This is a genomic window from Shewanella sp. GXUN23E (genome assembly GCF_050865035.1).
Taxonomy (GTDB): domain Bacteria; phylum Pseudomonadota; class Gammaproteobacteria; order Enterobacterales; family Shewanellaceae; genus Shewanella.
In genome coordinates, this window is sequence record NZ_JBOZWP010000009.1 from 61,118 (window position 1) to 84,139 (window position 23,022).

21 protein-coding genes and 1 tRNA gene are annotated in these 23,022 nt (G+C 52.9%); 12 read left to right on the top strand and 10 right to left on the bottom strand.

What is annotated here, in order from left to right; translation table 11 throughout:
- Nucleotides 1-148: 148 nt before the first annotated feature.
- From ACRRUX_RS10045 to caiT, 7 genes are all read right to left on the bottom strand, one after another.
- On the bottom strand, nt 149-823 hold the full coding sequence (locus ACRRUX_RS10045) for a hypothetical protein (RefSeq protein WP_432529783.1): 675 nt from the start codon (nt 821-823) through the stop codon (nt 149-151).
- A 444-nt stretch (nt 824-1,267) separates the two neighbouring features.
- On the bottom strand, nt 1,268-2,125 hold the full coding sequence (locus ACRRUX_RS10050) for a MaoC/PaaZ C-terminal domain-containing protein (protein WP_432529785.1): 858 nt from the start codon (nt 2,123-2,125) through the stop codon (nt 1,268-1,270).
- A gap of 150 nt (nt 2,126-2,275) precedes the next feature.
- On the bottom strand, nt 2,276-3,061 hold the full coding sequence (caiD, locus tag ACRRUX_RS10055; RefSeq protein WP_432529787.1) for a crotonobetainyl-CoA hydratase: 786 nt from the start codon (nt 3,059-3,061) through the stop codon (nt 2,276-2,278).
- Between the two features lie 76 nt (nt 3,062-3,137).
- Nucleotides 3,138-4,703: a crotonobetaine/carnitine-CoA ligase gene (gene caiC / locus ACRRUX_RS10060; protein ID WP_432529790.1), complete on the bottom strand. Its 1,566-nt coding sequence runs from the start codon at nt 4,701-4,703 to the stop codon at nt 3,138-3,140.
- A 90-nt stretch (nt 4,704-4,793) separates the two neighbouring features.
- Nucleotides 4,794-6,011 carry an L-carnitine CoA-transferase gene (gene caiB / locus ACRRUX_RS10065; RefSeq protein WP_432529792.1) on the bottom strand — a complete coding sequence of 406 codons (1,218 nt, stop codon included), beginning with the start codon at nt 6,009-6,011 and terminating at the stop codon, nt 4,794-4,796.
- Nucleotides 6,012-6,075: 64 nt separating this feature from the next.
- Nucleotides 6,076-7,209: a crotonobetainyl-CoA dehydrogenase gene (caiA, locus tag ACRRUX_RS10070; protein WP_432529794.1), complete on the bottom strand. Its 1,134-nt coding sequence runs from the start codon at nt 7,207-7,209 to the stop codon at nt 6,076-6,078.
- Between the two features lie 37 nt (nt 7,210-7,246).
- Complete coding sequence (gene caiT, locus ACRRUX_RS10075; protein ID WP_432529796.1) at nt 7,247-8,845, bottom strand: L-carnitine/gamma-butyrobetaine antiporter; 1,599 nt, start codon at nt 8,843-8,845, stop codon at nt 7,247-7,249.
- An 800-nt stretch (nt 8,846-9,645) separates the two neighbouring features.
- Between caiT and ACRRUX_RS10080 the strand changes: the two genes are divergently transcribed.
- The 5 genes from ACRRUX_RS10080 (at nt 9,646) to ACRRUX_RS10100 (ending at nt 14,437) form a co-directional block, all read left to right on the top strand.
- Nucleotides 9,646-10,419: an electron transfer flavoprotein gene (locus ACRRUX_RS10080; RefSeq protein ID WP_432529798.1), complete on the top strand. Its 774-nt coding sequence runs from the start codon at nt 9,646-9,648 to the stop codon at nt 10,417-10,419.
- A gap of 17 nt (nt 10,420-10,436) precedes the next feature.
- A complete protein-coding gene (locus tag ACRRUX_RS10085; RefSeq protein WP_432529800.1) occupies nt 10,437-11,369 on the top strand; it encodes an FAD-binding protein in 933 nt (310 codons plus the stop codon).
- 66 nt (nt 11,370-11,435) lie between these two features.
- Nucleotides 11,436-12,728, top strand: a complete 1,293-nt coding sequence (gene fixC / locus ACRRUX_RS10090) for an FAD-dependent oxidoreductase FixC (protein WP_432529802.1) — start codon at nt 11,436-11,438, stop codon at nt 12,726-12,728.
- Nucleotides 12,725-13,012, top strand: coding sequence for a ferredoxin family protein (locus ACRRUX_RS10095; protein WP_432529804.1), 288 nt, complete (start codon nt 12,725-12,727; stop codon nt 13,010-13,012). Before fixC ends, ACRRUX_RS10095 begins: the two co-directional genes overlap by 4 nt.
- Nucleotides 13,013-13,114: 102 nt before the next feature.
- Nucleotides 13,115-14,437: an MFS transporter gene (locus ACRRUX_RS10100; RefSeq protein ID WP_432529806.1), complete on the top strand. Its 1,323-nt coding sequence runs from the start codon at nt 13,115-13,117 to the stop codon at nt 14,435-14,437.
- A gap of 79 nt (nt 14,438-14,516) precedes the next feature.
- Here ACRRUX_RS10100 and ACRRUX_RS10105 read toward each other — a convergent pair whose 3' ends face one another.
- Nucleotides 14,517-14,759: a hypothetical protein gene (locus ACRRUX_RS10105; protein ID WP_432529808.1), complete on the bottom strand. Its 243-nt coding sequence runs from the start codon at nt 14,757-14,759 to the stop codon at nt 14,517-14,519.
- A gap of 139 nt (nt 14,760-14,898) precedes the next feature.
- Between ACRRUX_RS10105 and ACRRUX_RS10110 the strand changes: the two genes are divergently transcribed.
- From ACRRUX_RS10110 to ACRRUX_RS10135, 6 genes are all read left to right on the top strand, one after another.
- Nucleotides 14,899-15,177, top strand: a complete 279-nt coding sequence (locus tag ACRRUX_RS10110; RefSeq protein WP_432529810.1) for a 2Fe-2S iron-sulfur cluster-binding protein — start codon at nt 14,899-14,901, stop codon at nt 15,175-15,177.
- A gap of 243 nt (nt 15,178-15,420) precedes the next feature.
- Nucleotides 15,421-15,497 (top strand) — tRNA-Pro (locus ACRRUX_RS10115).
- Between the two features lie 93 nt (nt 15,498-15,590).
- Nucleotides 15,591-15,938, top strand: coding sequence for a hypothetical protein (locus ACRRUX_RS10120; RefSeq protein ID WP_432529812.1), 348 nt, complete (start codon nt 15,591-15,593; stop codon nt 15,936-15,938).
- A 278-nt stretch (nt 15,939-16,216) separates the two neighbouring features.
- Nucleotides 16,217-19,159 carry an alkaline phosphatase family protein gene (locus tag ACRRUX_RS10125; RefSeq protein WP_432529814.1) on the top strand — a complete coding sequence of 981 codons (2,943 nt, stop codon included), beginning with the start codon at nt 16,217-16,219 and terminating at the stop codon, nt 19,157-19,159.
- A gap of 78 nt (nt 19,160-19,237) precedes the next feature.
- Entirely contained in the window at nt 19,238-19,849 is a 612-nt protein-coding gene (locus ACRRUX_RS10130) for a paraquat-inducible protein A (RefSeq protein ID WP_432529816.1), read from the top strand.
- 190 nt (nt 19,850-20,039) lie between these two features.
- Entirely contained in the window at nt 20,040-20,513 is a 474-nt protein-coding gene (locus ACRRUX_RS10135) for a hypothetical protein (protein ID WP_432529818.1), read from the top strand.
- 70 nt (nt 20,514-20,583) lie between these two features.
- Here the strand turns inward: ACRRUX_RS10135 and ACRRUX_RS10140 are convergent, their stop codons facing one another.
- Both ACRRUX_RS10140 and ACRRUX_RS10145 read right to left on the bottom strand, forming a co-directional pair.
- A complete protein-coding gene (locus ACRRUX_RS10140; RefSeq protein ID WP_432529820.1) occupies nt 20,584-21,141 on the bottom strand; it encodes a CBS domain-containing protein in 558 nt (185 codons plus the stop codon).
- A gap of 228 nt (nt 21,142-21,369) precedes the next feature.
- Entirely contained in the window at nt 21,370-21,831 is a 462-nt protein-coding gene (locus ACRRUX_RS10145) for a very short patch repair endonuclease (RefSeq protein WP_432529822.1), read from the bottom strand.
- A gap of 190 nt (nt 21,832-22,021) precedes the next feature.
- Here ACRRUX_RS10145 and ACRRUX_RS10150 point away from each other — a divergent pair, with 190 nt between their 5' ends.
- Complete coding sequence (locus tag ACRRUX_RS10150) at nt 22,022-23,005, top strand: DNA cytosine methyltransferase (RefSeq protein WP_432529824.1); 984 nt, start codon at nt 22,022-22,024, stop codon at nt 23,003-23,005.
- The last annotated feature ends 17 nt before the right edge of the window (nt 23,006-23,022 follow it).

The following is a 23,022-nucleotide window of genomic DNA, read 5'->3' on the forward strand; positions in this document are numbered from 1 at the left end:
TAATGATCCTTATCAAGAACTGCAACAAAGTAGATTGGGCTGTCAGCCTCCAGGCAACAACAAAGGGTTACTCCAGAATATGGAATAAACGCTCACACAAAATAGTAAAAAGCCCCGCGGTGCGGGGCTTTTTAATGCCGGTGAATACTCAGTGAGTGACTCTGTCCTGAGTTTCTCTGATATAAATACAACGCTTACAATCAATACCATCTCTGGCATTGTGAAAATATTCCATGACTCGATTATAAGCTTCCTGTAATTCTTCTTTGGTAATCGGCTCTTTCCAATTGTGATGGCTGGTTAATGAAATCAAACTCTGGACTTCATTCTTTTTCAAACAGGCCAATGGTCGATAGTTGGTAATAATTAATGGCACCGCAGCCAGTTTACCCAGGCAGTAATAATATAAGTCATCGGTCAGCGCATCACATTCCTGTTGAGTCACATCCAGAATGCCGGCATCCACAGCTTGTTTGGTGGCATCCTGAGTGCATTTGTAATAACGCTCATCCAGCATTCGCAGCAGTCGCATTTTTTCTTCACTGGCCAACTGCCAGACACTGGAGTTGTTGGCGATCAAACAGGCAGACACGTAAACCGGATCAATGCGTGAAATTTCAAGGCTGATCAGCGTGGGAATGAATACCCGTACCTTCTTAGAGAGGTCCGGATTATCCGCCAGAAAATGCTCAACGTCCCAGGTAATACTGCGACGCATCAGGGTACACACCAAAATGTCTTCGCGACTGGAGAAATGCTTATAGAACACCCGTGCAGAGCACAGATTCTTCTTGATAATGCTGGTGTATGGGAACGATAACACTCCGTGTTCCAATATGAGCTTTTCTGCTTCCTGCATTATCTCATTACAGATCTCCCGATCCTGTTCGCACTTCTGGCAACCCATAAATACATCCTTTGGCAGAATACTGAATCAGTATCTTTAACATCCGAAAGAGTATTGGCTTGGTAGTTTTTGCAGTCAACAGCAAGCGGATTTTATTATCTGCAAGTGTGATTGATGTAGGGGTTTATTTCACTGATAAATACTTTGCTAATTTATACCATTAACTATGCTTCATTAATTTAATGTGTCCTACTTGGGTTAATTAAATAAAAACCTGAAGCGGATCATGGTTTGATAAAAAGGGGGCAACAGGCAAGAAAACACTCCCATCTCCCCATCTTCTGACGCCCTTTGGTCTGCCTGGATATTGCCATACTGACCCGCAGCCACTTTGCGCTGAACGCTGTTAATCAACCTGATTCAGCGCCATTCAACCAAGCCATAGTTGAGGTAGAAAACGTCCGGGTTGTCGGCATCCTGTACGTTGAAATGGACACAATTGTCTCCCCATTTCCAGATGCGGGTTTTCAGGGTGCTGCCCGGATAAATAGACTTGGTCAAGCGGGTCTTGAAGCGGGTCAGGCGCTCTGGCTGCCCCGGGATCACCGCCTGAATAATATGGCGGCAGGCGACACCGGCGGTACTCACTCCGTGCAGATTAGGCTTGGGATGACCAAACTGCCGGGCATACTCCCAGTCCACATGCTGCGGATGGTCGTCACCGGACAGACGATAGATCAGCGCCTGATTCAGTGGCACCTGCTCGATGATCTCAACATCCGGTTCTCGGTCAGGGATCTCAACGATATCCACAGGCGCTCTGGGGCCACCAAAGCCACCGTCATACAAAGCGCAGTCCCAGCTTTCGGTGGTAAACAGCTTCTCGCCAGCCTCATTAACTGTTTCGCCAATGTGCTGGGCCAGACAGCCCCTGCCCTCTCCCCTGTCATACAGGGCTTTTAGCAGTACGTTGGTGCTGAGTTTGCCGGTGACGGCTTCTGGTGTCAGAGGTTGATGAATGCGAAAGTCAAAGCCCCAGTGCAGGCTGCCACCCCATTCAAAGCCATAATCTATGGTTCTGGTCACTTCACCATCCACTATGGGCACAGCGGCGAACATGGGCAGGACTTTAAGGTGTTTTTCGTAGACGTATTGCAGGTCAGTCTGGCCGTCAAAGCCTGCGCCGCAGCCCAGACCAAACAGCATTAAATCGCGCTGACTGTACTCGTTGATAAAAGGGCCATAGGTCTGCCCCTGCATTTCCAGTTTCAATGCCATGATGAATCCTTATCAAACAGCATCAAACAGACCGGACAGGTTGCCAAAGGGGGTTTGGGGAATTGGGGAGTTCGATGGCAACCCGTCCGGCGTGCGCTGATCCCGGAGCACACCTCCGGGAGCAGATTTTGGTATCAGCTGACTGTCTGCTTATTTACCTTTCCAGACAGGCTCACGCTTTTCGGCAAAGGCTGCCGGGCCTTCCAGCGCATCTTCAGAGTGCAGCACAGAAGGATAGTTCTTCAGCTTGCCACTGCGGATATGCTTGTAGCCCTCTTCCACCGACAACTCGCTGGTCTCACGGTACACTTCCTTGATGGCAGCCAGCGCCAGAGGCGCGCTCTGACCGATTTGAGCCGCCAGTTCACGGGCAGCGTCCATCAGCTTGTCGCTTTCAACCACCTGATTGACCACGCCCCAGCGCAGCGCTTCCTGAGCGTCCATGCGACGGCCGGTCATCATCAGCTCGTTCACAATGGCTGGAGGCAGCAACTTAGGCAGACGCAGCATACCGCCGCTGTCAGGTACGATACCCAGTTTGGCTTCAGGCAGCGCGAAGCTGGCGTTTTCGGAGCAGACAATCATGTCAGCCGCCAGTGCCAGCTCAAAGCCGCCACCGAAGGCATAACCGTTAACGGCAGCAATCACAGGCTTATCCAGATCAAAAATTTCAGTCAGACCGGCAAAACCACCTGGACCGAAGTCCGCATCCGGCGCTTCACCTTCGGCGGCGGCTTTCAAATCCCAACCGGCAGAGAAAAACTTCTCGCCGCCACCAGTGATAATGGCTACCCGCAGCTCAGGATCTTCACGGAATGCCAGGAAAACCTCACCCATTTCATAGCTGGTTTTGGCATCAATAGCGTTGGCTTTTGGACGATCCAGAACGATCTCCAGAATATGACCATTGCGGGTAACGTGTAACGATTCGCTCATCTTCATTCTCCATAAAGAGTCAGAACTGACTCCATTCACAGTTATCTACCTGCCGACAGGCGCCATGCCGATCGGCTCAGTTCATGCCACACAAAAAATGTTTCTGGACCTTGCCGGTACTGGTACGGGCAAAGGTCTTGCGGATTTCAATGCTGGAAGGCACCTTGAAACGGGCCAAATGGGCCTCGCAGTACGCCATCAGCTCTGCTTCAGTCACTTTGACGCCCTCTTTGGGGATCACAAACGCCTTGATGGCCTGACAGCACATGCTGTCCTCCACGCCAACCACGGCAGCTTCAAAAATCTTGGGATGAGCCGAGATCACATTCTCGATCTCGACACAGGAGACATTCTCACCACAGCGCTTGATCATGTTGATATTGCGATCCACAAAGTAGAAGAAGCCTTCTTCATCCATGTAACCGGCATCGCCGGTGCGCAGCCAGCCGTCACAGCTCAGCGCTTTGGCTGTGGCCTCCGGATCCCGGTAGTACTCTTTGAAAATGGTCTTGCCCGGCTCACCTTTGATGCGGATCTCCCCGACCTCGCCATAAGGCACAGGATTACCCTCGCTGTCGGTGATTTTGGCTTCATAACAAAGCCCGGTGCGGCCAATCGACGGCCAGCGGCGCTTGTCGCCGGGGCGATCGCCAATAATGCCCACTATGGTTTCGGTCATGCCGTAAGAGGTCAGAAACTTCACCTTGTACCTGTCGAGAAATGCCTGTTTTTCCTGATCCGACAAAGTCAGATAGAAGAACACTTCCCGCAGGCAGTGATTTTGCTCCCAGGGGGTTCTGGGCTGCAGCATCAGGGTGCGCACCATCAAGGGAATACATTCAGTGATGGTGGCGCGGTATTTACAGATCTGATTCCAGAACTTGCGGGCGCTGTATTTCTCCAGCAGCACAAAAGTCGCCCCGGCACTGAAGGCCGCCATGGCCGCCGTGCACTGGCAGTCGATATGGAAAGCCGGCATCACAGTAAGGTACACATCATCACTGCGAATGGCCGCCTGCCAGGCGGTGTAGTAACCGGCAAAACGCAGGTTATAGTGGGTGATCACCACGCCCTTGGGGCGGGAGGTGGTCCCTGAGGTGAACAGGATCTCCGCTGTGTCCTCGGCACTGAGGGGCACATCGGACATCAAAATCGCCGATTGTTGGTGCAGCAGTTGGTTGAAATTCAGCGTGCCTTCGAAGATCTCACCATCATGGCAACGGGCCAGCATAATGTAGGCCAGCGGACAATCTTCCTCATCGGCCAGCTCTTCGTAGATATGCAGATACTCAGGCTCAGTCACCACAGTGCGCACACCGCATTTTTGCAGCAGATAGCTGCACTCATTTTTCAGGTAGTGGGCATTGACCGGCACCACAATGGCACCAATTTTCGCCAGGCCAAACCAGCACAGGATGAACTCGGCACAGTTGCGCAGATGCACAGCAACCCGGTCGCCCTTCACCACACCCTGCAGCGTAAACAGGTTGGCCGCGCGGTTAATCTCATCGTTGAGTTCCCGATAAGAATACTGCTGGGTATGACCGGCAACGTCTTCCACAATCAGGGCCGTCTTCTCGCCGTATTGCTCAGCTAAATCATCCCAGGTCTGTCTCAGACTCTGCCTTCCAATAATGTCCATCTCACACCTTCAACCAGACTATTGCTACACACTGAGTGTCGGGAAAAGCCCCCCGGGGCACGAAGAGAAAGCCCCGGGAAGCCGCAAGGGTTACTCCCCGACTTTGGCCAGCCCTTTGGCAACCAGGTCGGCAATCGCGTCTTCGCCATAACCGATGTCGCTGAGGATGGCCGCGGTATCCATGCCGTGGGTAGGCATGCCGCGCCAGATCTTGCCTGGGTTGTTCTTGAACTTGGGCATCACGTTTGGACCCTTGCAGGTCTTGCCATCCATGGTTTCCCAGGTGGTGATGGATTCACGGGCGATATACTGAGGGTTGGACTCCAGATCCGCATGACACAGCACCTTGGCACAGGCGATGTTCAGCTCGGCAAAGCGGGCACGAACCTGATCAATGGTGCGCTGACCGATATAACGCTCCAGCGCGTCTTCGATTTCCTGTCCGTGTGGACATTCGATGCGATGAATAAGCTGGCAACCGGTAGGCACGGCGTCAGTGTGCAGGTAGTGCGCCAGACCTATGTCCTTGAACAGCTCTTCGATCTGGTTGGCACCCACCATTTCCATCACGATGTAGCCGTCTTCACACTTGTACAGACCACAGCCAGCGTAGTAAGGATCGCGACCCTTGTACTGGCGTGGTGCCATTTCGCCGCCGTTGAAGTAGTCCATCATGAAGTACTGGCCCATGCGCAGCATGACTTCATACATGGCCACGTCAATGCTCTCACCCACGCCGGTTTGCTGAGCCTTGTGCAGGGCAGCCAGCGCGGCGGTGGTCACGGTCAGACCTGAGAAATAGTCAGCAGTGTATGGGAAGGCTGACATTGGCTGATCCACATCACCGTTCTGCATCAGATAACCACTGAAGGCCTGGGCAATGGTGTTATACGCCGGCAGATTGGTGTACTCATCGGTACCGTACTGGCCGAAGCCTGACAGGTGCGCGATCACCAGCTTGGGATTGTGCTGCCACAGCAGCTCATCGGTAATACCGCGGCGGGCAAAGGCAGGGCCTTTACTGGCTTCGATAAAGATGTCGGTGGTTTCCATCAACTTAAGGAAAGCATCGCGACCTTCATCTTTGAAGATGTTCAGCGACAGCGCGTGCAGGTTACGGCGTGACAGCTGTGGATAGTTAGGTTGAACCCGGATGGTGTCGGCATAGGCCACGTTCTCAATCCAGATCACCTCGGCGCCCCACTCGGCAAACATCTGACCGGCGAAAGGACCGGCGATCTCGATACCCGAGAACACCACGCGCAGGCCAGACAGTGGGCCAAACTTGGGAACATTCAAATTGGACATACTCAAAATCCTTCTTAAATTCAGTGAGGAGGCCGGGCTGTCAGCAACCCGGCCAGACCGGGAATTAGCGGTAGCGCTTCAGCACTTCGCGGCCCAGAGTCAGGATCTGCATTTCATCAGAGCCGCCGGACAGACGGTCTACCCGCAGGTCACGCCAGAAGCGACCCACGCGGTGACCGGTCACGCCGATACCACCCAGTACCTGCATGGCGTCATCCACCACTTCGAAGGCCATGTTGGCGCAGAAGTATTTGCACATGGCGCTGTCACCTGAGGTCATGTTGCCGTTGTCGCACTTCCAGGCAGCTTCATAGATCATGTTCTTCATGGCGTTCAGCTTCATTGCCATGTGAGCAAACTTCTCCTGGATCAGCTGGGTACGGCCGATGGTTTCACCGAACTGCACTCGCTGGTTGGCGTACTTGGCCGCATCTTCGAAGGCACACAGAGCCACACCATAGTTGGTACAGGCCACCAGCCAGCGCTCAGCGTCAAACTCTTCCTTCACGCGGTTGAAGCCATTGCCTTCTTCACCGAAGAAGTCTTTCTCTTCCAGCTCAACATTGTCGAAGCTCAGCTCGCAGCAGCTGTCCATGCGCAGACCCAGTTTGTCCAGCTTGTTCATCTTGATGCCAGGTTTGCTCATATCAACGAAGAACTCTGAATACACGGGCTTTTCGCTGTCTGCGTCACGGGCCATGACCACCAGGAAGGGAGAGTTGGCAGCACTGGTGATAAAGCACTTCTGACCATTCAGGTAGATCTTGCCGTCGCGACGCTGATAAGTGGTCTTCAGGCTGCCCACGTCTGAACCGGCGCTGGGTTCAGTGATGGCGGAGTTCCACATCTGCTTGCCGGTGCCACGGTATTCAAAGATCTTGTCGATCTGCTCCTGGGTACCCCAGTGCAGAATGGTGTTGAAACCAGGCAGGTGGAACAGCACGTAAGTTGGCGCGCCGTGACGGCCCAGCTCTTCCCAGATTGCCGCCAGCGTCACCATGTCGGCGCCCATGCCGCCGTGCTCTTCCGGCAAGGTCATGGTGTCGATACCCAGGTCGGCCAGCTCTTTTACCCAGCGGATTGGGTATTCATGCTTGTCATCACACTCGGCGAAGTAGGCTTCCCAGTTTTCACGGGTCATCAGCTCGCGCACACCGGCAACAAACAGCTCTTGTTCTTCACTCAGTTTAAATTCCATAACTCACTTCCAATTGTTCAGTTAAATTCGGTGGTAATTACTTGGCTTTGGCCAGTTGAGGCTTGGCATCAGCAACCGCAGGCTCTTGCGCAGGTGCCTCGGCAACTTCACGGGCACCCCAGGCGCTTTGCTTGGCGTCCTTGAGGAACGACCAGATAATCATGATGTTGATAAAGAACAGTGGGCAGCCACCGGCGATAATGGCGGTCTGCAGCGGCTTGAGGCCACCCAGTGCCAGCAGCACGATACCGATAACACCCACCAGCACAGACCAACCCACACGGATCCACACTGGTGGCTCATCATAGGCAGACACGTTTTTACAGGTGGACATCGCCAGGGTGTAAGAGCAGGCGTTAACCAGCGTCAGGGTTGCCACGAAACACAGTACAAAGAACACGGCGATGGTGAAGCCACTGAATGGCAGCGCCGCCCAGGTCTCAATAACCGCACGTGGCGCGCCGTATTCAGCCACCAGTGCCGGCAGGTCAATCAGGCCCTGCTGCATCAGATTCATGGTGTTGGAAGACAGTACAGTCCACATGAACCAGGTAGACAGAGTCAGACCCAGTACCATGCCCAGACACACTTCACGCACGGTACGACCGCGGGAAATACGCGCCAGGAACACACAGGTTTGGATGGTGTAGATGACCCACCAGGCCCAGTAGAACACGGTCCAGCCCTGTGGGAAGCCGCCCTGACCGATAGGGTCAGTGGAGAACAGCATGCGACCGAAGTTGGTGATCAGGATGCCAACAGAGTCGGTGAAATAGTTAACGGTGAAAGAGGCAGCGCCAATCAGCAGCACCCACACCAGCACGAAGATGCTCAGGTAAGAACGCACGTCACTGGCAATCTTGATACCGCTGGACAGACCGAAGGCCACACAGATGGCGTTAAAGGCAATCCAGAAGGCAATGATGGCAGCATCCAGACCCAGAGTATGAGGAATACCAAACATCCACTGCAGACATTCAGTCACCAGCGGAGTCGCCAGACCCAGACTGGTACCCATCGCCAGGATCAGCGCCACGATATAGAGGTTATCCACGACCACACCGAACGCACCAAATGCATGCTTGCGCCCCACCAAAGGCTCAAGGGTGGCACTTGGACGGATCACATCCACTTTCTTCACAAACAGGAAGTAACCGAAAGCCACGGTAAAGAAAGCAAACACAGCCCAGGGCAGCGGACCCCAGTGGAACAGGGAGTAAGCCAGACCAAACTCTTTGGACGCCTGGGAGAACGGCTCCATACCAAATGGTGGGGTGGCGACATAACAATAGGCTTCGTAGGAAGCCCAGAACAGCACCGCCGCCGAGGTACAGGAGGCGAACAACATGAAGATCCAGTTGGCGGTATTGAATTCGGGCTTTTCATCACCCAGGCGCTTGTTGGCATAAGGACCAAACAGCAGCCAGCCCCAGCCGATAGCCATGGCAACCATGTACCACTCAAAGGCCCAACCGAAGGTATGGGTTACATAGGTAAAAAACGCATTAATCACCCGGTTGGAGGCCTCCAGATCCTGTACCGTCAGGTAACAGAGGAGACCTACGATGATCAGCGGCGGAAAGAAGACTTTTGGCTCAATGCCAATCTTCTTTTTCGGTGTGTTTGCATCACTCATCTTTGACATTTCCTTATTACTCTATTTCAGAGAACAATGTTTAAGGCGTTTCCCTAGCACCCATCCCGGCATGTCCACTGGCATTGCGGAGCTGCGCGAATGCAACTGGCCATGCATGCTATAGGAACAATCCTGTACTATTACCAAGCTAACTATTTACAGTTAAATTCTTTGTGATAGGTCTTACTGAATTTATTGGCCCAACAATCAACAGCCAGATTTAAATTGCAAAATAATCTTGCCGACAGAAATAACAACATTCAGTGATAATAATCACGATTAAATACGAAAGCGCATTTTTATATTTATGAGTGTCCGGAATAGGTTTAACGATACTTATCATGCTTAACCATCAATGTGTGATCGACGGCACATAAGCATTTGATGAATAAAGCGTTTTTACATGACTCAAAGAAAACAAATAACACATAAAAACAATGAGTTATGCATCACAGCAAGGCGACAGCCTTGTTGGTGCTGGCCGGGGTGCGTACTTCGGAAATAAGTTGGTGATCGATCTAACATTTAATCAATTACAGCAAATTTTCTATTTACCTTAAATTTTTAAATATATATCTTCGATGTAAGACAACACCTGCACAGCGTATTAATTGAAGCATCTCCGGAATAAATTTCCACTTCAAAAAAAGTGACTTTGTAGCGGAAATAAGTTCCAGAAATAATTAATCGACAAGTGCCCGGAAATAAATTCCAGAATTTATTTTCAAATAAATGTCCGGAAATTATTTCCAGTCATATTCATGGATTACCGAATCATTGAAATGTAAATCGGAGAGAAGATGAACATTATCGCCTGCTACAAATTGGTTCCTGAAGATCAGGACATCACTGTCAACGCTGACGGCAGCCTGGACACCGCCAGAGCTGAATTCAAAATCAACACCTTTGACCTGAATGCCATCGAAGCAGCAGTGGACATTAAAGCCATGCTGGGCGAGGCCACCATTACCGCCCTGAGCGTTGGCGGCAAAGCCCTGGAAGCCGTGAAAGCCCGTAAAGACGTGCTGTCCCGTGGCCCGGATGCGCTGGCACTGGTGGTCGACGAACAGTTCGAACACGCCCTGCCACACCAGACTGCCCGCGCAGTGGCCGCAGCCGCCCAAAAGACAGGTTTTGATCTGATCATCTGTGGTGATGGCTCAGGCGATCTGTACGCTCAGCAGGTCGGTTTGCTGGCCGGTGAACTGCTCAATGTCGCCACCATTAACGGCGTCAGCAAAATCCTGGCCGCCACAGCCACCAGCATCACAGTTGAACGCGCACTGGATGAAGAAGTCGAAGTACTGGAAATTACCCTGCCAGCAGTGATTGCGGTCTCTGCCGACATCAACAACCCTAAAATCCCATCGATGAAAGCCATTCTGGGCGCGGCCAAAAAGCCGGTAACCGCCATGACTGTCGCCGATATCGACATGGCGCCAATCCCTGCCCTGGCAGAGATCGTGGCCATCAACGCGCCCAAGCAGAAGCAGCGTCAACAAGTCGTTATCGAAGGTGATGACGATGAACAAATCGCCGCCTTCGTGGCCCACCTGCGCAACGCCATCAACTGATTTCGGGGAGAATTATCATGACTAAATTAACCAACGCCTGGGTATTTTGTGACAGCGATGCCCGTCTGGCTGATGTGATTGCCGGTGCCAAGGCTCTGGCAGACAAAGTAAATGTGTTTGTAGTGGGCGGCGAAGACAAGATCACTCAGGCGCAAGTTCTGGGTGCCGACAAGGTGCTGTATCTGGGTGACAAAGACGCAAGCCGCATCGTTGAAGACTATGCCGATACCATGGCCAGTGCCATCGACGGTGCCGGTCTGGTGCTGATGGCCAACAGCCGTCGCTGCAAAGCCCTGGCCTCCCGTCTGGGCATCAAGCTGAATGCTGCAGTATTCAACGATGCCAGCGAAATCGCGCTGGACGGTGTAGCCATCCAGGCCAAACACATGGTGTATGGTGGTCTGGCGCTGGGCGAAGAACGCCTGACTTCAGATATCAAAGTGGTCACCCTGACTGCCGGTGTATTTGAACCGGCTCAGGCAGGTGAAGCCCAGGGCGAAGCGGTCAATGTCGCCTTCGTTGAGCCCAAAGGCCAAATCAAATGCATCGAGCGCCGTGTGAAAGAAGGCGAAAGCGTGGACTTGAGTGTCGCCAAGAAAGTGATTGGTATCGGTAACGGTATCGGCAGCCAGGAAAATCTGGCCGTCGCCGGCAAGCTGGCCGAACTGATGGGCGCCGAACTGGGTTGTACCCGTCCTATCGCTGAAACTGAAAAGTGGATGGAAAAAGAGCGCTACATCGGCGTGACCGGCGTCATGCTCAAGCCTGAAACCTATCTGGCGCTGGGCGTGTCCGGTCAGATCCAGCACGTGGTGGGCGTGAACACCGCCCAGACTATTCTGGCCGTCAACAAAGACAAGAACGCGCCAATTTTCCAGTATGCCGACTATGGCCTGGTAGGCGACATCAACAAAGTCCTGCCAGCACTGGTTAAGGCACTGCAAGCCTGATAACGGCTCGGCCCGGGCAGCAACAATGTTCCGGGCCTCCTCCTCTTCCCGAAAAGTGAGTTGATTATGTCCGAAGAAGCTTTTGACGCGATCATCGTCGGGGCCGGTCTGGCCGGCTGTACCGCCGCCTATGTGCTGGCTCAGGCGGGTGCCGACGTGCTGGTGATCGAACGCGGCAATTACGCCGGCAGCAAAAACATGACAGGCGGTCGCCTGTATGCCCACAGCCTGGAAAAAGTCATGCCCGGCTTTGCCAAAAAGGCACCGCTGGAGCGCCTGGTTACCAAAGAGAAGATCTCTTTCATGACCGACGATACCGGCGTCACCATGGATTACCACACAGTCGCACCCGATGCGCCGGTAAAAGAGTCCTACACAGTACTGCGCGGCAAGTTCGACCAATGGCTGGCCGAGCAGGCTGAAAATGCCGGTGCCCAGTTCATTACCGGTATCCGGGTGGATAACCTGCTGATGCGCGACGGTAAAGTGGTGGGTGTCGAAGCCGATGGTGATGAGCTGGAAGCCAAAGTGGTGATTCTGGCCGACGGTGTGACCTCTATCCTCGGTGAAAAGCTGGGCATGGTGAAGCCCAGAGTCTCTGCCCATGCCACGGCTGTGTGTGTCAAAGAGCTGATTGAGCTGCCAAAAGGTCAGCTGCAGGACAGATTCAACATCACCGACGATGAAGGTGTAGCCTGGCTGTTTGCCGGTAATCCTTCCAACGGCCTGATGGGCGGTGGTTTCCTGTATACCAACGAATCCTCCATCTCACTGGGGCTGGTGTGTGGTTTGGGACATATCGAAGACTCAGACAAAACCGTGCCGCAGATGATGGAAGATTTTAAAAACCATCCTGTGATTAAGCCACTGATCGCCGGCGGCAAGATGACCGAATACTCGGCGCACGTAGTACCGGAAGCCGGTATCAACATGCTGCCTGAACTTATCCGTGATGGCGTGCTGCTGACCGGTGATGCCGCAGGCTTGTGTATGAACCTGGGCTTTAACGTGCGCGGTATGGATCTGGCAATCGCTGCCGGTGAAGCTGCGGCCAAAGCCGTATTGCAGGCCAAAGCCACCAATGACTTCAGCGCCGCGGGCCTGGCCAGCTATCAGACATTGCTGGATGACAGTTTCGTGATGAAGGACATGAAACTCTACAAAAACGCCCCGTCATTTATGGAAAATCCCAGGATTTTCAACGCTTATCCCAAAATGGTCGCCAACATTATGGCAGATATGTTTACCGTCGACGGCAGCCCTTCCGAGCCTCTTCGCAAGAAGATCATGAAGCGTTGTAAAGAAGTGGGCTACATGAACCTGATTAAGGATGGCATTAAGGGAGTACAGGCAATATGAGCGACGCAGTCAATGTGGATGTCAAACTTGGGGTCAACAAGTTCTATGTGGACGAAGAGCAGCCCCATATCGTCATCAAGGAACATCCTGACATGCAGGAGTTCCGCAAGCTGATGATCGCCTGCCCTGCAGGTCTGTACAAACTGCTGGACGACGGTTCAATTCGCTTCGATTACGCCGGTTGTCTGGAATGTGGCACCTGCAAAATCCTCTGCGGCGACACCATTCTGGAAAAGTGGGAATTTCCCCGCGGCACCTTCGGTATTGAATACAGATACGGCTGATATCCAGCCATCAGGGCAACTGCAGCCATGCAGTTGCCCTTTCCCCATCTGAAAATTATTCCCAGAAAACATTTCAATACCGCTATTCGCAGGTAACTGATTATGGAAAAGAGAAAGAGTTTTGATGACCTGGAGTTCACGTCACTGCACAGAAAAATCATGCTGTGGGGGAGCGGCGGGCCATTTCTCGATGGCTTTGTACTGGTCATTATCGGCATCGCACTGGAACAATTGATCCCGACTCTGCAACTGGATGCGCAGATGATTGGCCTGGTTGGCGCAGCCACCCTCGCCGGTTTGTTTATCGGGACGGCGCTGTTTGGCTATGTAGCGGACCTCATCGGTCGCAAGCTGATGATTATGGTGAATGTGGTGGCTATTGCGGCACTGTCACTGGCCACCATGTTCGTCTCCTCCCCCCTCGAGCTCATCGTACTGAGATTTTTAATAGGCATTGTGATCGGTGCCGATTACCCCATCGCCACCAGCATGGTCGCAGAGTTTTCCAGCACCAAACAACGCGCCTTTACCATGGGCTTCATTGCTGCCATGTGGTACGTGGGTGCCACTGTGGCCAACTTCGTCGGCTACCTGTGCTATGACATGGCCGATGGCTGGCGCTGGATGTTCGGCAGCGCGCTGATCCCCTGTGTGATCATTTTCTTTGGCCGTTACAATCTGCCGGAATCTCCCCGCTGGCTGATGAAAAAAGGCCGCTACGCCGAAGCCCAGGCGATCATGCACAAATACTTCGGCAAAGGTGTCACCCTGGAAAATGAAGAGGCCACCCAGACCTCCTATCGCACCTTGTTTGAACCCAGACACCTGAAAAACATCCTGTTTATTGGCACCATCTGGAGCTGCCAGGTGATCCCCATGTTCGCCATTTACACCTTTGGCCCACAGATCATCAGCCTGTTCGGCCTGCAGGATGGCCGCGACGCGGCACTTGGCAACATCATCATCAGCGCCTTCTTTATGGCGGGATGTCTGCCGGCGGTATTCTGGCTTAACTCCATCGGTCGCAGACCACTGCTTATCGGCAGTTTCGCCATCATGACAGCATCACTGGCCTTGCTGGGACTGTTTGATAATCCGGGGATCTGGATGGTGGTGGGCGCCTTTGCGCTGTACGCCTTCTTCTCAGGTGGACCTGGCATTCTGCAATGGCTGTATCCCAACGAGCTGTTTCCCACCGAAATCCGGGCTTCTGCCGTGGGCGCTGTGATGTCGTTCAGTCGCATAGGCACCATTATTTCAACCTATGCACTGCCGATTTTCATGAGCAGCTATGGAATTTCCGCCACCATGATGGCCGGTGCAGCAATTTCCCTGCTGGGATTGGTGGTCTCTGTCGTTATGGCGCCAGAAACCAAAGGAATGTCCTTGTCAGAAACCAGCACCATGGGTCTGAAAGAGGCCTGAGCAGGAACGGTTTCACCGCTGTTTTCGGGCCGGCACCGCCCCACCCATTCGTGTCGGCCCCTTTTGTGGGGATCTGCCCTCAGGCTTGTCTGAGGTTATTGATATCCCGTTTCAGATTTTCCTTTTCATCAGTGGCCAGCGCCTCCAGCACCTCAATTCTGCCCTTAAGCGCGGTAATTTCCTGCTGCATCTGCGCCAACCGGGCTTCCTGTTGTTTGTTCAGCTCACCATGCTGCTGACGGATCCGCATCGCGCCCAGCAACAGTCCGCCAATGATGGCAATAATAGGGATAAGCAGCGCCAGAGTACCTGGATTCATCATTAATCTCCTTTCGAACCATATCTGTCCCAGTATGCTTAACTGTATAAATAAGCACCAGCAACAAAACGTCAGCAAACATTACCGAGAGCACCCAGGCCCCCTTCAGGCCGGTGTGCAGGTAACAGGAAAGGAGAACGCCATGCCCAGAGTGACTATTATCGGCGCTGCAAAAACCTTTGAGTTAAGCCAGGGGACTTCACTGCAGGAACTGCAATTCAGCCAGGATACCCTGCCCTTTGGTTGCTGCTCTGCCGCCTGTGGCACCTGCGCCATGGAAGTCATCGAGGGTGCGGCCAATCTCAGCCCCAAAAATGACGATGAGCATGATGTGCTCGACAATATCGGCCAAAACGGTCATAACCGCCGTCTGGCCTGCCAGTGCAGTCTGCTTGGGGATGTCACCATCAAGCCGGTGTAATCCTGCCTCCTGCCATGCAATACCGCCACTGAACTCCACCCGCCATCTGCGACAATCATGACGTTTCACGGGCCGCAATGCCCCACGCCGCTGCAGACTCGGCTTTTACGGGCCGCCGGAGTCGGAGTGGGTCTCAGGCTTGCAGCTGAGACGCCACGAAAATTGCTTGACCCAAAATCAAACTCCCAATAGCTTGTTATTTATACGCTAATTGAATTTTGACCGGATTCAGTGGCGCAGGCTCGGTGTGTAGCGCAGCCCGGTAGCGCATTTCGTTCGGGACGAAAAGGTCGGAGGTTCGAATCCTCTCACACCGACCAACTTATTGAATGTTAAGAAGCAGACAGGAGGTTTTGCGTTCTGTTTTAACCCCCGAACCTTCAGCGGAAGGAACGAATCACGGGAGCAGGCTTATGAAGGCAGAAAGACGCCATCCAGGGTTCGACCCGCTCAGTCGCTTTATTCGCATTACCAACCTGCTTTGCTGGGCCATTTTCTTTGCCGCACTCATGCTGTACCACTATGGTCGCCCACAGATTGACTATGGCGTACTGCGTTACCTGCACATTGACGTCCGGGAGGACTGGCTGAGCGGCACCAAACCTCTGCTGTATGTCATCCTGATGGTGTGCACCATGATGAGTCTGGCGACCTTCTCCCTGCTCAGACAGCGCAGTCGTCGCGCCAATGATAACCGCGGCTATAACCTGCTGGGGCTGGTGCTGTTTTCCATCGCCCTGCTACTGGTGATTAGCCTCTAGTTCCGCATTTGCCCGACCACAGCCCAACCCGCACCACTGCGCCATTCGCTGCGCAGACCTGCAGGGTATATTGGCCGCGATACCGCAACCCACCCGGTACACTGACGGTGGCAACGGTGCAGACTCCAGCGCTGAGCCAGATACTGAGCCAAGTGCTGAGCCAGGTATTGCGATAGTCACTGAACACCCTTTTCCGTGATATCAGTCAGAGTGCAGGATGCTTTATCCCTCAGAGCGGCTGCAGTATGCTGTACAAAAACAGAACAAATATACCTCTGATGAACCTCAAAAAAATTTCCCTGAGTGCCCTGCTGTCGCTGCTGCCAGTGACCACAGTCACCGCCGGTGACACGGAGCAGCTGGGCAATCAACCTGTGATCGGCAGTCTGTATAACAGCAGTCAGTTGCTTTACTCCGGTATCTTCAAATCAATGCAGCTGGGCGTCACGACCTCCCGGGATCTGACCCTGTTCACCGCCGGCAGTGTCACTCTGGATACCCTGATCCTGACGCTGCCACTGGACGCGGGCGTCAAGGCCAGAGTCATGGGCCAGCTCAGCAATCCCAGATATGCCATTCAGCTGGCACACCTGCTTTACAGTTTTTACGACAGGTACACGGGAGAAGTGAGCAATGAGGATATCTTTCGCCGCCATCTGCTGAGTGTGTACGATACCCGGGAGCTCAAACAGTGGCAGCACTCGCTGTTCAAACTCAACGAAAACCACACCGGCTCAGCGCCGAGCGACAATCCATTTGATCAGTCGGGCGAAAACCCGGGCAACACGGCGGACCACCAGAGTACATCGCAGGATGATGCCGCCCTTACCCTCAACCGACATTTCATTGCCGCGCTGGTAACTTTGTACGACGCTCTGTTTGGCAAAGACAAATTGCTCTACGGCGATGATATTCCAGAGCAATACCAGTATTTGGGTGACAACGAAACCGACCGGCAGACCGTTGGCCGGGTGCAGGACATACTGATTGGTACCCTCAAACAGTACAGTGACAATCTGCCCGAAGGTGATATCAAGGCGGCCGTACTGGCAATTATTGAGGATGGCAAACCCGAACATCAGCACAAACAGAACAACAAAGCGCAGGCCATCACCATCAGTCTGGTGGATTTTGTGCGTCTGACCGTGCTCAAAGGTTACCGTCAGTACCTGTTGTCGCAGGCCAAGGCCGAAGCACTGAATGACTGGATGCAGCAACTGTTTGATGATGATCCGCAAAAGCTGCTCAATTATCTGCAGCACCAGAATCGGCGGCCGCTGGCAGTGCAAATCACAGTGGATGGTCTGCAGCAGCAACTGATGCAGGGATTGGTCAGCACCACGCCTTCGCCCTTCCTGCGCCAGCTGTGGCAGGATGAGCAAAACGCCGCTCAAATGGCGCCATCGGGCATACCTGTCAGTGCACCACAGCATCAACCCGACAACAGCTTTCTGGCACAGATAAGTCAGCAGCCGCTGCAGGACCCGCGCTATCTGCCTTTCTTCAGGCATCTTTATCAGCAATATCCCAACGGCATAGTGCAGTACGGCGTATCCACCACCCCGACCATCAGCGTGCGCAATCTGCCGATCATCAAAACTGGGGCGGATGTCGCCGGTGATGGCGGCACCGGGATCCCCAACTTCCATTTTGTCGATCGCCGGCAGGACAGGGCTTATTACTTCTTCGGCAACGATGCACTGCAACTGGACAGGTTATTTGCCAATCACGGTGCCAAAACGCAATTTGAGCGGCTGGTGCCCATGGTGACCCTCAATTGCAACGCCCAGTATGACTGGTATGCCGAGACCACCCTGGAGCCGCTGATCAATCTGGGGATCGGCGAGGCTATCCGCGATTTCGGCGAGCAACGCTGTCTGCGGGAGCTGAAAGGCCGTGCCTCGCAGGAAGTGAAACTGCAGCAGGCGCGAAGCCATCTGCTGACGGCCATTCGGGATCACGATGATATTTCCTGGTGGACGCCGGTTACCCGTGTCACCAAGGGGTTGAGAGTGAAACAGTTGCTGCACGAATATGCCGCTATCTCGCAGCAGGGCATGCCGGATTTTGTACTGATCTACAATCCCTGGCCGGATCACTTTGCCCACTTCACCGGCCCCTTTGCCAATGAAATTATCGCCCCCACCGGCGAGCTGAACCGGCTTGATTACTGGCTGGGAGAAATCACCCGCAGCTACCGAGAGGCCGGGGTGTACGACAGAGTGCTGTGGGGCATGGCAGGCGATCATGGCCTGACGCCCATCTACCACATAGTCAATCCTGAAGCTCAGGTGTTTGACGCTATCGCCGGTGAACTTGGCGTCGAGCTTAAGATCCGCAAGATCTCCTCCGATGAAGGTGAAGGTCCCAAGATCACTCATCCGTTCAATTATCCCGATAACCAGGGACTGGATATGATTGTCGCCTCCACCGCAGGCGGTAACTATATGATTGATTTGTTTAATTCAGCCAGAGGATGGCAAACCCAGCCGCTGCACAGCGAACTGGTGAACTGGCGTCCACTGGCAGCGCCGGATGTCACAATCAATCTGGTTGAGCAAATCAGTCAGCGTCTGGGCGACAGCCTGGATTATCTGGTGGTGCGTGAAAGCGACTGCAGCCCTGCCGCCTGCACCCTGAGGCTGATCAACCACCAGGGCGGCGAGTTGCGCGATGAGCGCATCATCCGTCATGGCGACCGCAGCTATTATCACAGCGTTTCCGGCCTGCCCGCGACGCTGCTGCAACTGAGCCACAGCAATCCCTATGTGCCGTCACTGTCGGCCAGGGAGCAGCAGGAAAAAGCCGCGCTGCTGACACGCTGCCTGCAGGATGCCGATATACAAAAGCCCGACAGCTGGTGTGATGCCAGTCAATGGCGCCAGCTGACCCGGCTCACCCCAAGGCCCGACAGCGTAAACCAGCTGGCGCATCTGTACGATGAAGACCGAGCCGGTACCATCAACCTGTTTCCGGCTCAGGGCATTGGCTACAACACTAAGGTGCCGGGTCGCCACGCCGGTGAACACTTCCACGAGAAAGATGCCTTTATCGGCTTTTGGGGAACGCCGGTAACCAATCAAATACCAATCGATTCCCGGGTGAATGGCTCGCTGGCACCGACTTTGTATCACTATCTGAGCAAGCGCCCTGTGGTGGTTGGTGAAGAGGGCTGGGGATTCCCGTCCCTGCTGCCGTTACTCAACACACAGGCACAGTAAGTTGCCCCTCCTCCCGGATGTCGCAATCCGGGAGGGTCTGGTAGTATCCACAGCGATCTTCATTCAACGGGAGCCTTCATGTCCGCCAAACACAAGCTGGCGCATCTGCTGCTTATCATCATTGCCCTGGCGCTGCTCATTCCGGGTGTCAGCCAGCCAATGCTGAGCCTGACCGCCGATGCCGATAAAGCACAATTTGCCAAAACCACTATTGACCTGATGACCAGCGACAAAGAAGTGCGCGGCCTGCTGGGGTCGATTTCCGCGTTTATGGGGTTTGATCAAATGCAGGGGCAGGTGCAGATTTTCCATAAAAGCCGCAGCATTCTGGGCACAGTGGAAGATTTACTGCACAGCGGCAACCTGCTGGTTGGCCTGCTTATCGCCACCTTTTCAGTGATGGTGCCGACCTTGAAACTGCTATCACAGGCAGCACTGCTGTTTGTCAAACCCGGAGAAATCTCATCGGCTCTGCATGGACTGATCCGCGCCATCAGCAAGTGGAGCATGGTCGATGTGTTTGTGGTCGCTATCATCGTCAGCTATCTGGCTGGCAATGCCTCAGGCCAGATGGGTGACCTGATTATCATGAATGCCCAACTGCAGAGCGGCTTCTGGTTTTTCACCGGCTATTGCCTGTTCGCCATCCTCTCCAGCCAACTGACAAAATCCGCCACCGCAGCGCACTGATCCCGGCTTACCCGGGCAACTCTGCATCCACCAAATACAACATCACCCACAACATATCTCAGGCGCATCATCTTTGGTGCGCCCGTCATCTTTCGCTGCCACTCACCGCTCCGCCTCCACTCCGGCAGCCATTGCCATCACAGGCAATTATCACTAGGCTAATAATCAGAGTAAAAACAGGATGTTGAGTATGAATTTCAGGTTTGGAATAACATTGGCAACCCGGCTTTTTGGCGCGCTGTTGCTGCTGCCAATCACAGTGCTCGCAGCAGATACTGCTGAGTTACAGGGCAGTTGGGAGTTGGTATCCGGCCGCTACCTGGATGGCAATGGTCAGTGGGTGGAATATCAAAGCCTGGGATTGGAGGCCATCAAAGTGGTCGCCGATGGTCATTTCAGCTTCACCACAGTCGCGCCGGATAAAAAAGGCAAAGGCACCAAACTCTGGGCGGCTGGCAGTGGTCACTTTGAACTGGATGGCGATCACTATGTTGAGTACCCCACACTCAATTCCTTCAACGTTCCCAAAGGCCAGGGATTCAGATTCCACATCCAGCTGCAGGGGGATGAATGGCGTACCCAAAGAATTGAAAATGGCGTATTGAAAGAGGAAGAAGTCTGGCGGCGGATCCGCGCTGCAAACTTGCCGACAGCAGCGCAGTAAACCGGCCCGCTCAGGCCCGGGGCATGATGCGCAGTAGCCTTGCCTGCCCCGGCCGGTAACAGCAATATCGCTAAGACAGATAGTTAAAAATATGCATGAATGAAGGTGGCTGCTTGATATCAATGGGCACTTTTAACTTTCTGGCCAGATCATTGGCCGAAATCATGCCGCGAATGTGATGCTGCTGGTGGTCAATCACCAGAATATGGTGCAAACCATTTTCCTGCAGTGCCCGCACTACGTCTCCCACCGTCGCCGAAGATAACTGTTCAAAATCCAGCGACAGCACATTCTCTCTGGGGATCATCAGATCTTTTACGCTCAAATCATCAATGCTGGAATGTTGTTTGGTCGCCAGCTTAACCATGTTTTGATGAAATTCATGCCGGGTAATCACGCCCAGAAACTTGTTCTCTGCATCCACTACCAGACGCATATAAGTGTGAGTTTTTTCCATGATTTCCAGCGCGTTGGGAGCACTGGTATGCACATCGATAACCAGAGGTTGAGAATGGTCAAAATCGGTGAAGATGGACAGGGCCGGCGCATTGCGTTTAGTGATGTCTTCGTCAGTGGCCCAAAGTAGATGGTCTATTGCTGCGGTGCTGTATAGCTCAAGGTTTCTCATTGTTTTAGTACCTCTTTTTGACTTCCCCGGAAAGGCAAATATCCCCCTGAAACCCCTTCAGTGAAATGTACGGCAAACCTTCCCTAACACTTCCCTATCTATGCCTCAAGCCCATGTCAGTCAATAAAGATGAACGCTCATTAATAGATTGTTAGTTCAGTGATCACCTTGTAACCATATGGAAAGCGGATAGAAATTTGTTAGCCAGACAGGGGGAGGCAAGTGGCATCAGTCAGGAAGATAAGGCCTGCTCAACGCCTCAGGGAAAGGTATTTCAAGATAGTGACTATCGCTTTTCAGCCAATCTATAACGCCCGTCATTACCGTATCTTCAGGCATTTTGTGTTTACCTTTGATCGCACACTCCCACAGCACCAGCACACGCCAACCCAATTCACGCAGTTTTTCATGGTTCTGCAGGTCCCGTTGACGATTACCGATTAACTTATCCCGCCACCAATCCGGCCCTCTGTCTTCGACCTGAGATGAAGCCGGAAACTGAAAATAGCGGCACTGATGCATGTGCCAAAAGCAACCATTGATCAAAACCACAGCGTGAAGCTTGGAGAAAACCAGATCCGGCTTCCCCGGTAAGCGCTTGTCATGCAACCGATAGCGAAACCCCAAAGCATGGAGCCTCTTTCTCAACCACATCTCGGGGCGAGTATCCTCACCCCGAATGCGGGACATTTATATGAACGACTGCTTGTATTCACTGCCATATGTGGAAAATCGTGACCGCATGTCCCTTAACACCATACCCAATGCACTTTATGTTTCAAGCCTATATAATCCGGCTAACTCAGATATCTGAGATAATCATGTAGTAATCTTTGAAGCACCTTTATAGGTGCATTTTGTTTTTATTTAAGGCGTTGAAATGTTGACTTTTATTGACCTCTTCTGCGGAGGAGGCTTTGGTGCCAGAGGAGCAGTTAATGCAGGTGGTAAACCACTACTAGCTGTAGACTACTGGGATCTGGCTGCACAAAATTACCAAGCCAACTTTCCAGATGCTGAAGTTCTTGCAGCTAAAATTGAAGACGTTGATCCGATCGAGTACGCGGCCAAATACAAGCCAGATGTTTTGCTGACTTCTCCCGAGTGTACATCACACTCGATAGCACGTGGCGCGAAACCTGGTTGTGAGAAAAGCCGTGAAACCGCACTGGGAATCCAGCCATGGATCAACGCTCTCAAGCCTCGTTGGGTCATCGTAGAAAACGTACCCCGTATGAAAAAATGGGAAAAACACGACCAACTTGTTGCTGACATAGAGCAGGCTGGCTATGCAGTCAGTCCATTGGTATTGAATGCTGCTGATTTCGGCGCCCCACAATCCAGACTGCGTATGTTTTTGGTATGCAGCAAAAACCAGCACGTTTTTACCCGAGACGAGCTTTTCGAAGAATTTGGCTCAAAGAAAGCTGCTGCAAAGTCGTTTATCGACTTTTCAGGCAAATACAAGTCAACACCTCTCTACACCGAGAAAAGGGCAAAAGCGACTTTAGAACGTGCAGAGAGGGGGATCTCAGCACTTGGCAAAGGTGTCAATTTTTTAATCGTTTACTACAGCACTGATTATGCCGGAGGATGGCAACGTATTGACGAGCCCTTGCGCACCATCACAACAGTTGATCGATTTGGCTTGGTAACATGGAAGGAGGACATTCCCTACTTGAGAATGCTCCAGCCAGAAGAGTTAAAACTCGCTATGGGAGCAACCAAGCGTCACCAGTTGGCAGTGGGAAATAGGAGAGACAAAGTAAAAATGTGCGGCAACGGAGTCTGCTCCACTGTTATTGAGACTTTATTTAATAAAATCAAATCTATAGAATACTCAACACTAGATAAGGTTTCATAGATGCTGCAGGATCGTAA

What these genes read in the sequence shown, in the direction of transcription:
- ACRRUX_RS10125 (WP_432529814.1), top strand. Translation starts at nt 16,217, where the DNA reads ATGAACCTCAAAAAAATTTCCCTGAGTGCCCTGCTGTCGCTGCTGCCA.
- ACRRUX_RS10095 (WP_432529804.1), top strand. Translation starts at nt 12,725, where the DNA reads ATGAGCGACGCAGTCAATGTGGATGTCAAACTTGGGGTCAACAAGTTC.
- ACRRUX_RS10105 (WP_432529808.1), bottom strand. Translation starts at nt 14,759, where the DNA reads ATGATGAATCCAGGTACTCTGGCGCTGCTTATCCCTATTATTGCCATC.
- caiA (WP_432529794.1), bottom strand. Translation starts at nt 7,209, where the DNA reads ATGGAATTTAAACTGAGTGAAGAACAAGAGCTGTTTGTTGCCGGTGTG.
- caiC (WP_432529790.1), bottom strand. Translation starts at nt 4,703, where the DNA reads ATGGACATTATTGGAAGGCAGAGTCTGAGACAGACCTGGGATGATTTA.
- ACRRUX_RS10050 (WP_432529785.1), bottom strand. Translation starts at nt 2,125, where the DNA reads ATGGCATTGAAACTGGAAATGCAGGGGCAGACCTATGGCCCTTTTATC.
- caiD (WP_432529787.1), bottom strand. Translation starts at nt 3,061, where the DNA reads ATGAGCGAATCGTTACACGTTACCCGCAATGGTCATATTCTGGAGATC.
- ACRRUX_RS10145 (WP_432529822.1), bottom strand. Translation starts at nt 21,831, where the DNA reads ATGTCCCGCATTCGGGGTGAGGATACTCGCCCCGAGATGTGGTTGAGA.
- fixC (WP_432529802.1), top strand. Translation starts at nt 11,436, where the DNA reads ATGTCCGAAGAAGCTTTTGACGCGATCATCGTCGGGGCCGGTCTGGCC.
- ACRRUX_RS10135 (WP_432529818.1), top strand. Translation starts at nt 20,040, where the DNA reads ATGAATTTCAGGTTTGGAATAACATTGGCAACCCGGCTTTTTGGCGCG.
- ACRRUX_RS10085 (WP_432529800.1), top strand. Translation starts at nt 10,437, where the DNA reads ATGACTAAATTAACCAACGCCTGGGTATTTTGTGACAGCGATGCCCGT.
- ACRRUX_RS10120 (WP_432529812.1), top strand. Translation starts at nt 15,591, where the DNA reads ATGAAGGCAGAAAGACGCCATCCAGGGTTCGACCCGCTCAGTCGCTTT.
- caiT (WP_432529796.1), bottom strand. Translation starts at nt 8,845, where the DNA reads ATGAGTGATGCAAACACACCGAAAAAGAAGATTGGCATTGAGCCAAAA.
- caiB (WP_432529792.1), bottom strand. Translation starts at nt 6,011, where the DNA reads ATGTCCAATTTGAATGTTCCCAAGTTTGGCCCACTGTCTGGCCTGCGC.
- ACRRUX_RS10080 (WP_432529798.1), top strand. Translation starts at nt 9,646, where the DNA reads ATGAACATTATCGCCTGCTACAAATTGGTTCCTGAAGATCAGGACATC.
- ACRRUX_RS10130 (WP_432529816.1), top strand. Translation starts at nt 19,238, where the DNA reads ATGTCCGCCAAACACAAGCTGGCGCATCTGCTGCTTATCATCATTGCC.
- ACRRUX_RS10150 (WP_432529824.1), top strand. Translation starts at nt 22,022, where the DNA reads ATGTTGACTTTTATTGACCTCTTCTGCGGAGGAGGCTTTGGTGCCAGA.
- ACRRUX_RS10110 (WP_432529810.1), top strand. Translation starts at nt 14,899, where the DNA reads ATGCCCAGAGTGACTATTATCGGCGCTGCAAAAACCTTTGAGTTAAGC.
- ACRRUX_RS10140 (WP_432529820.1), bottom strand. Translation starts at nt 21,141, where the DNA reads ATGAGAAACCTTGAGCTATACAGCACCGCAGCAATAGACCATCTACTT.
- ACRRUX_RS10100 (WP_432529806.1), top strand. Translation starts at nt 13,115, where the DNA reads ATGGAAAAGAGAAAGAGTTTTGATGACCTGGAGTTCACGTCACTGCAC.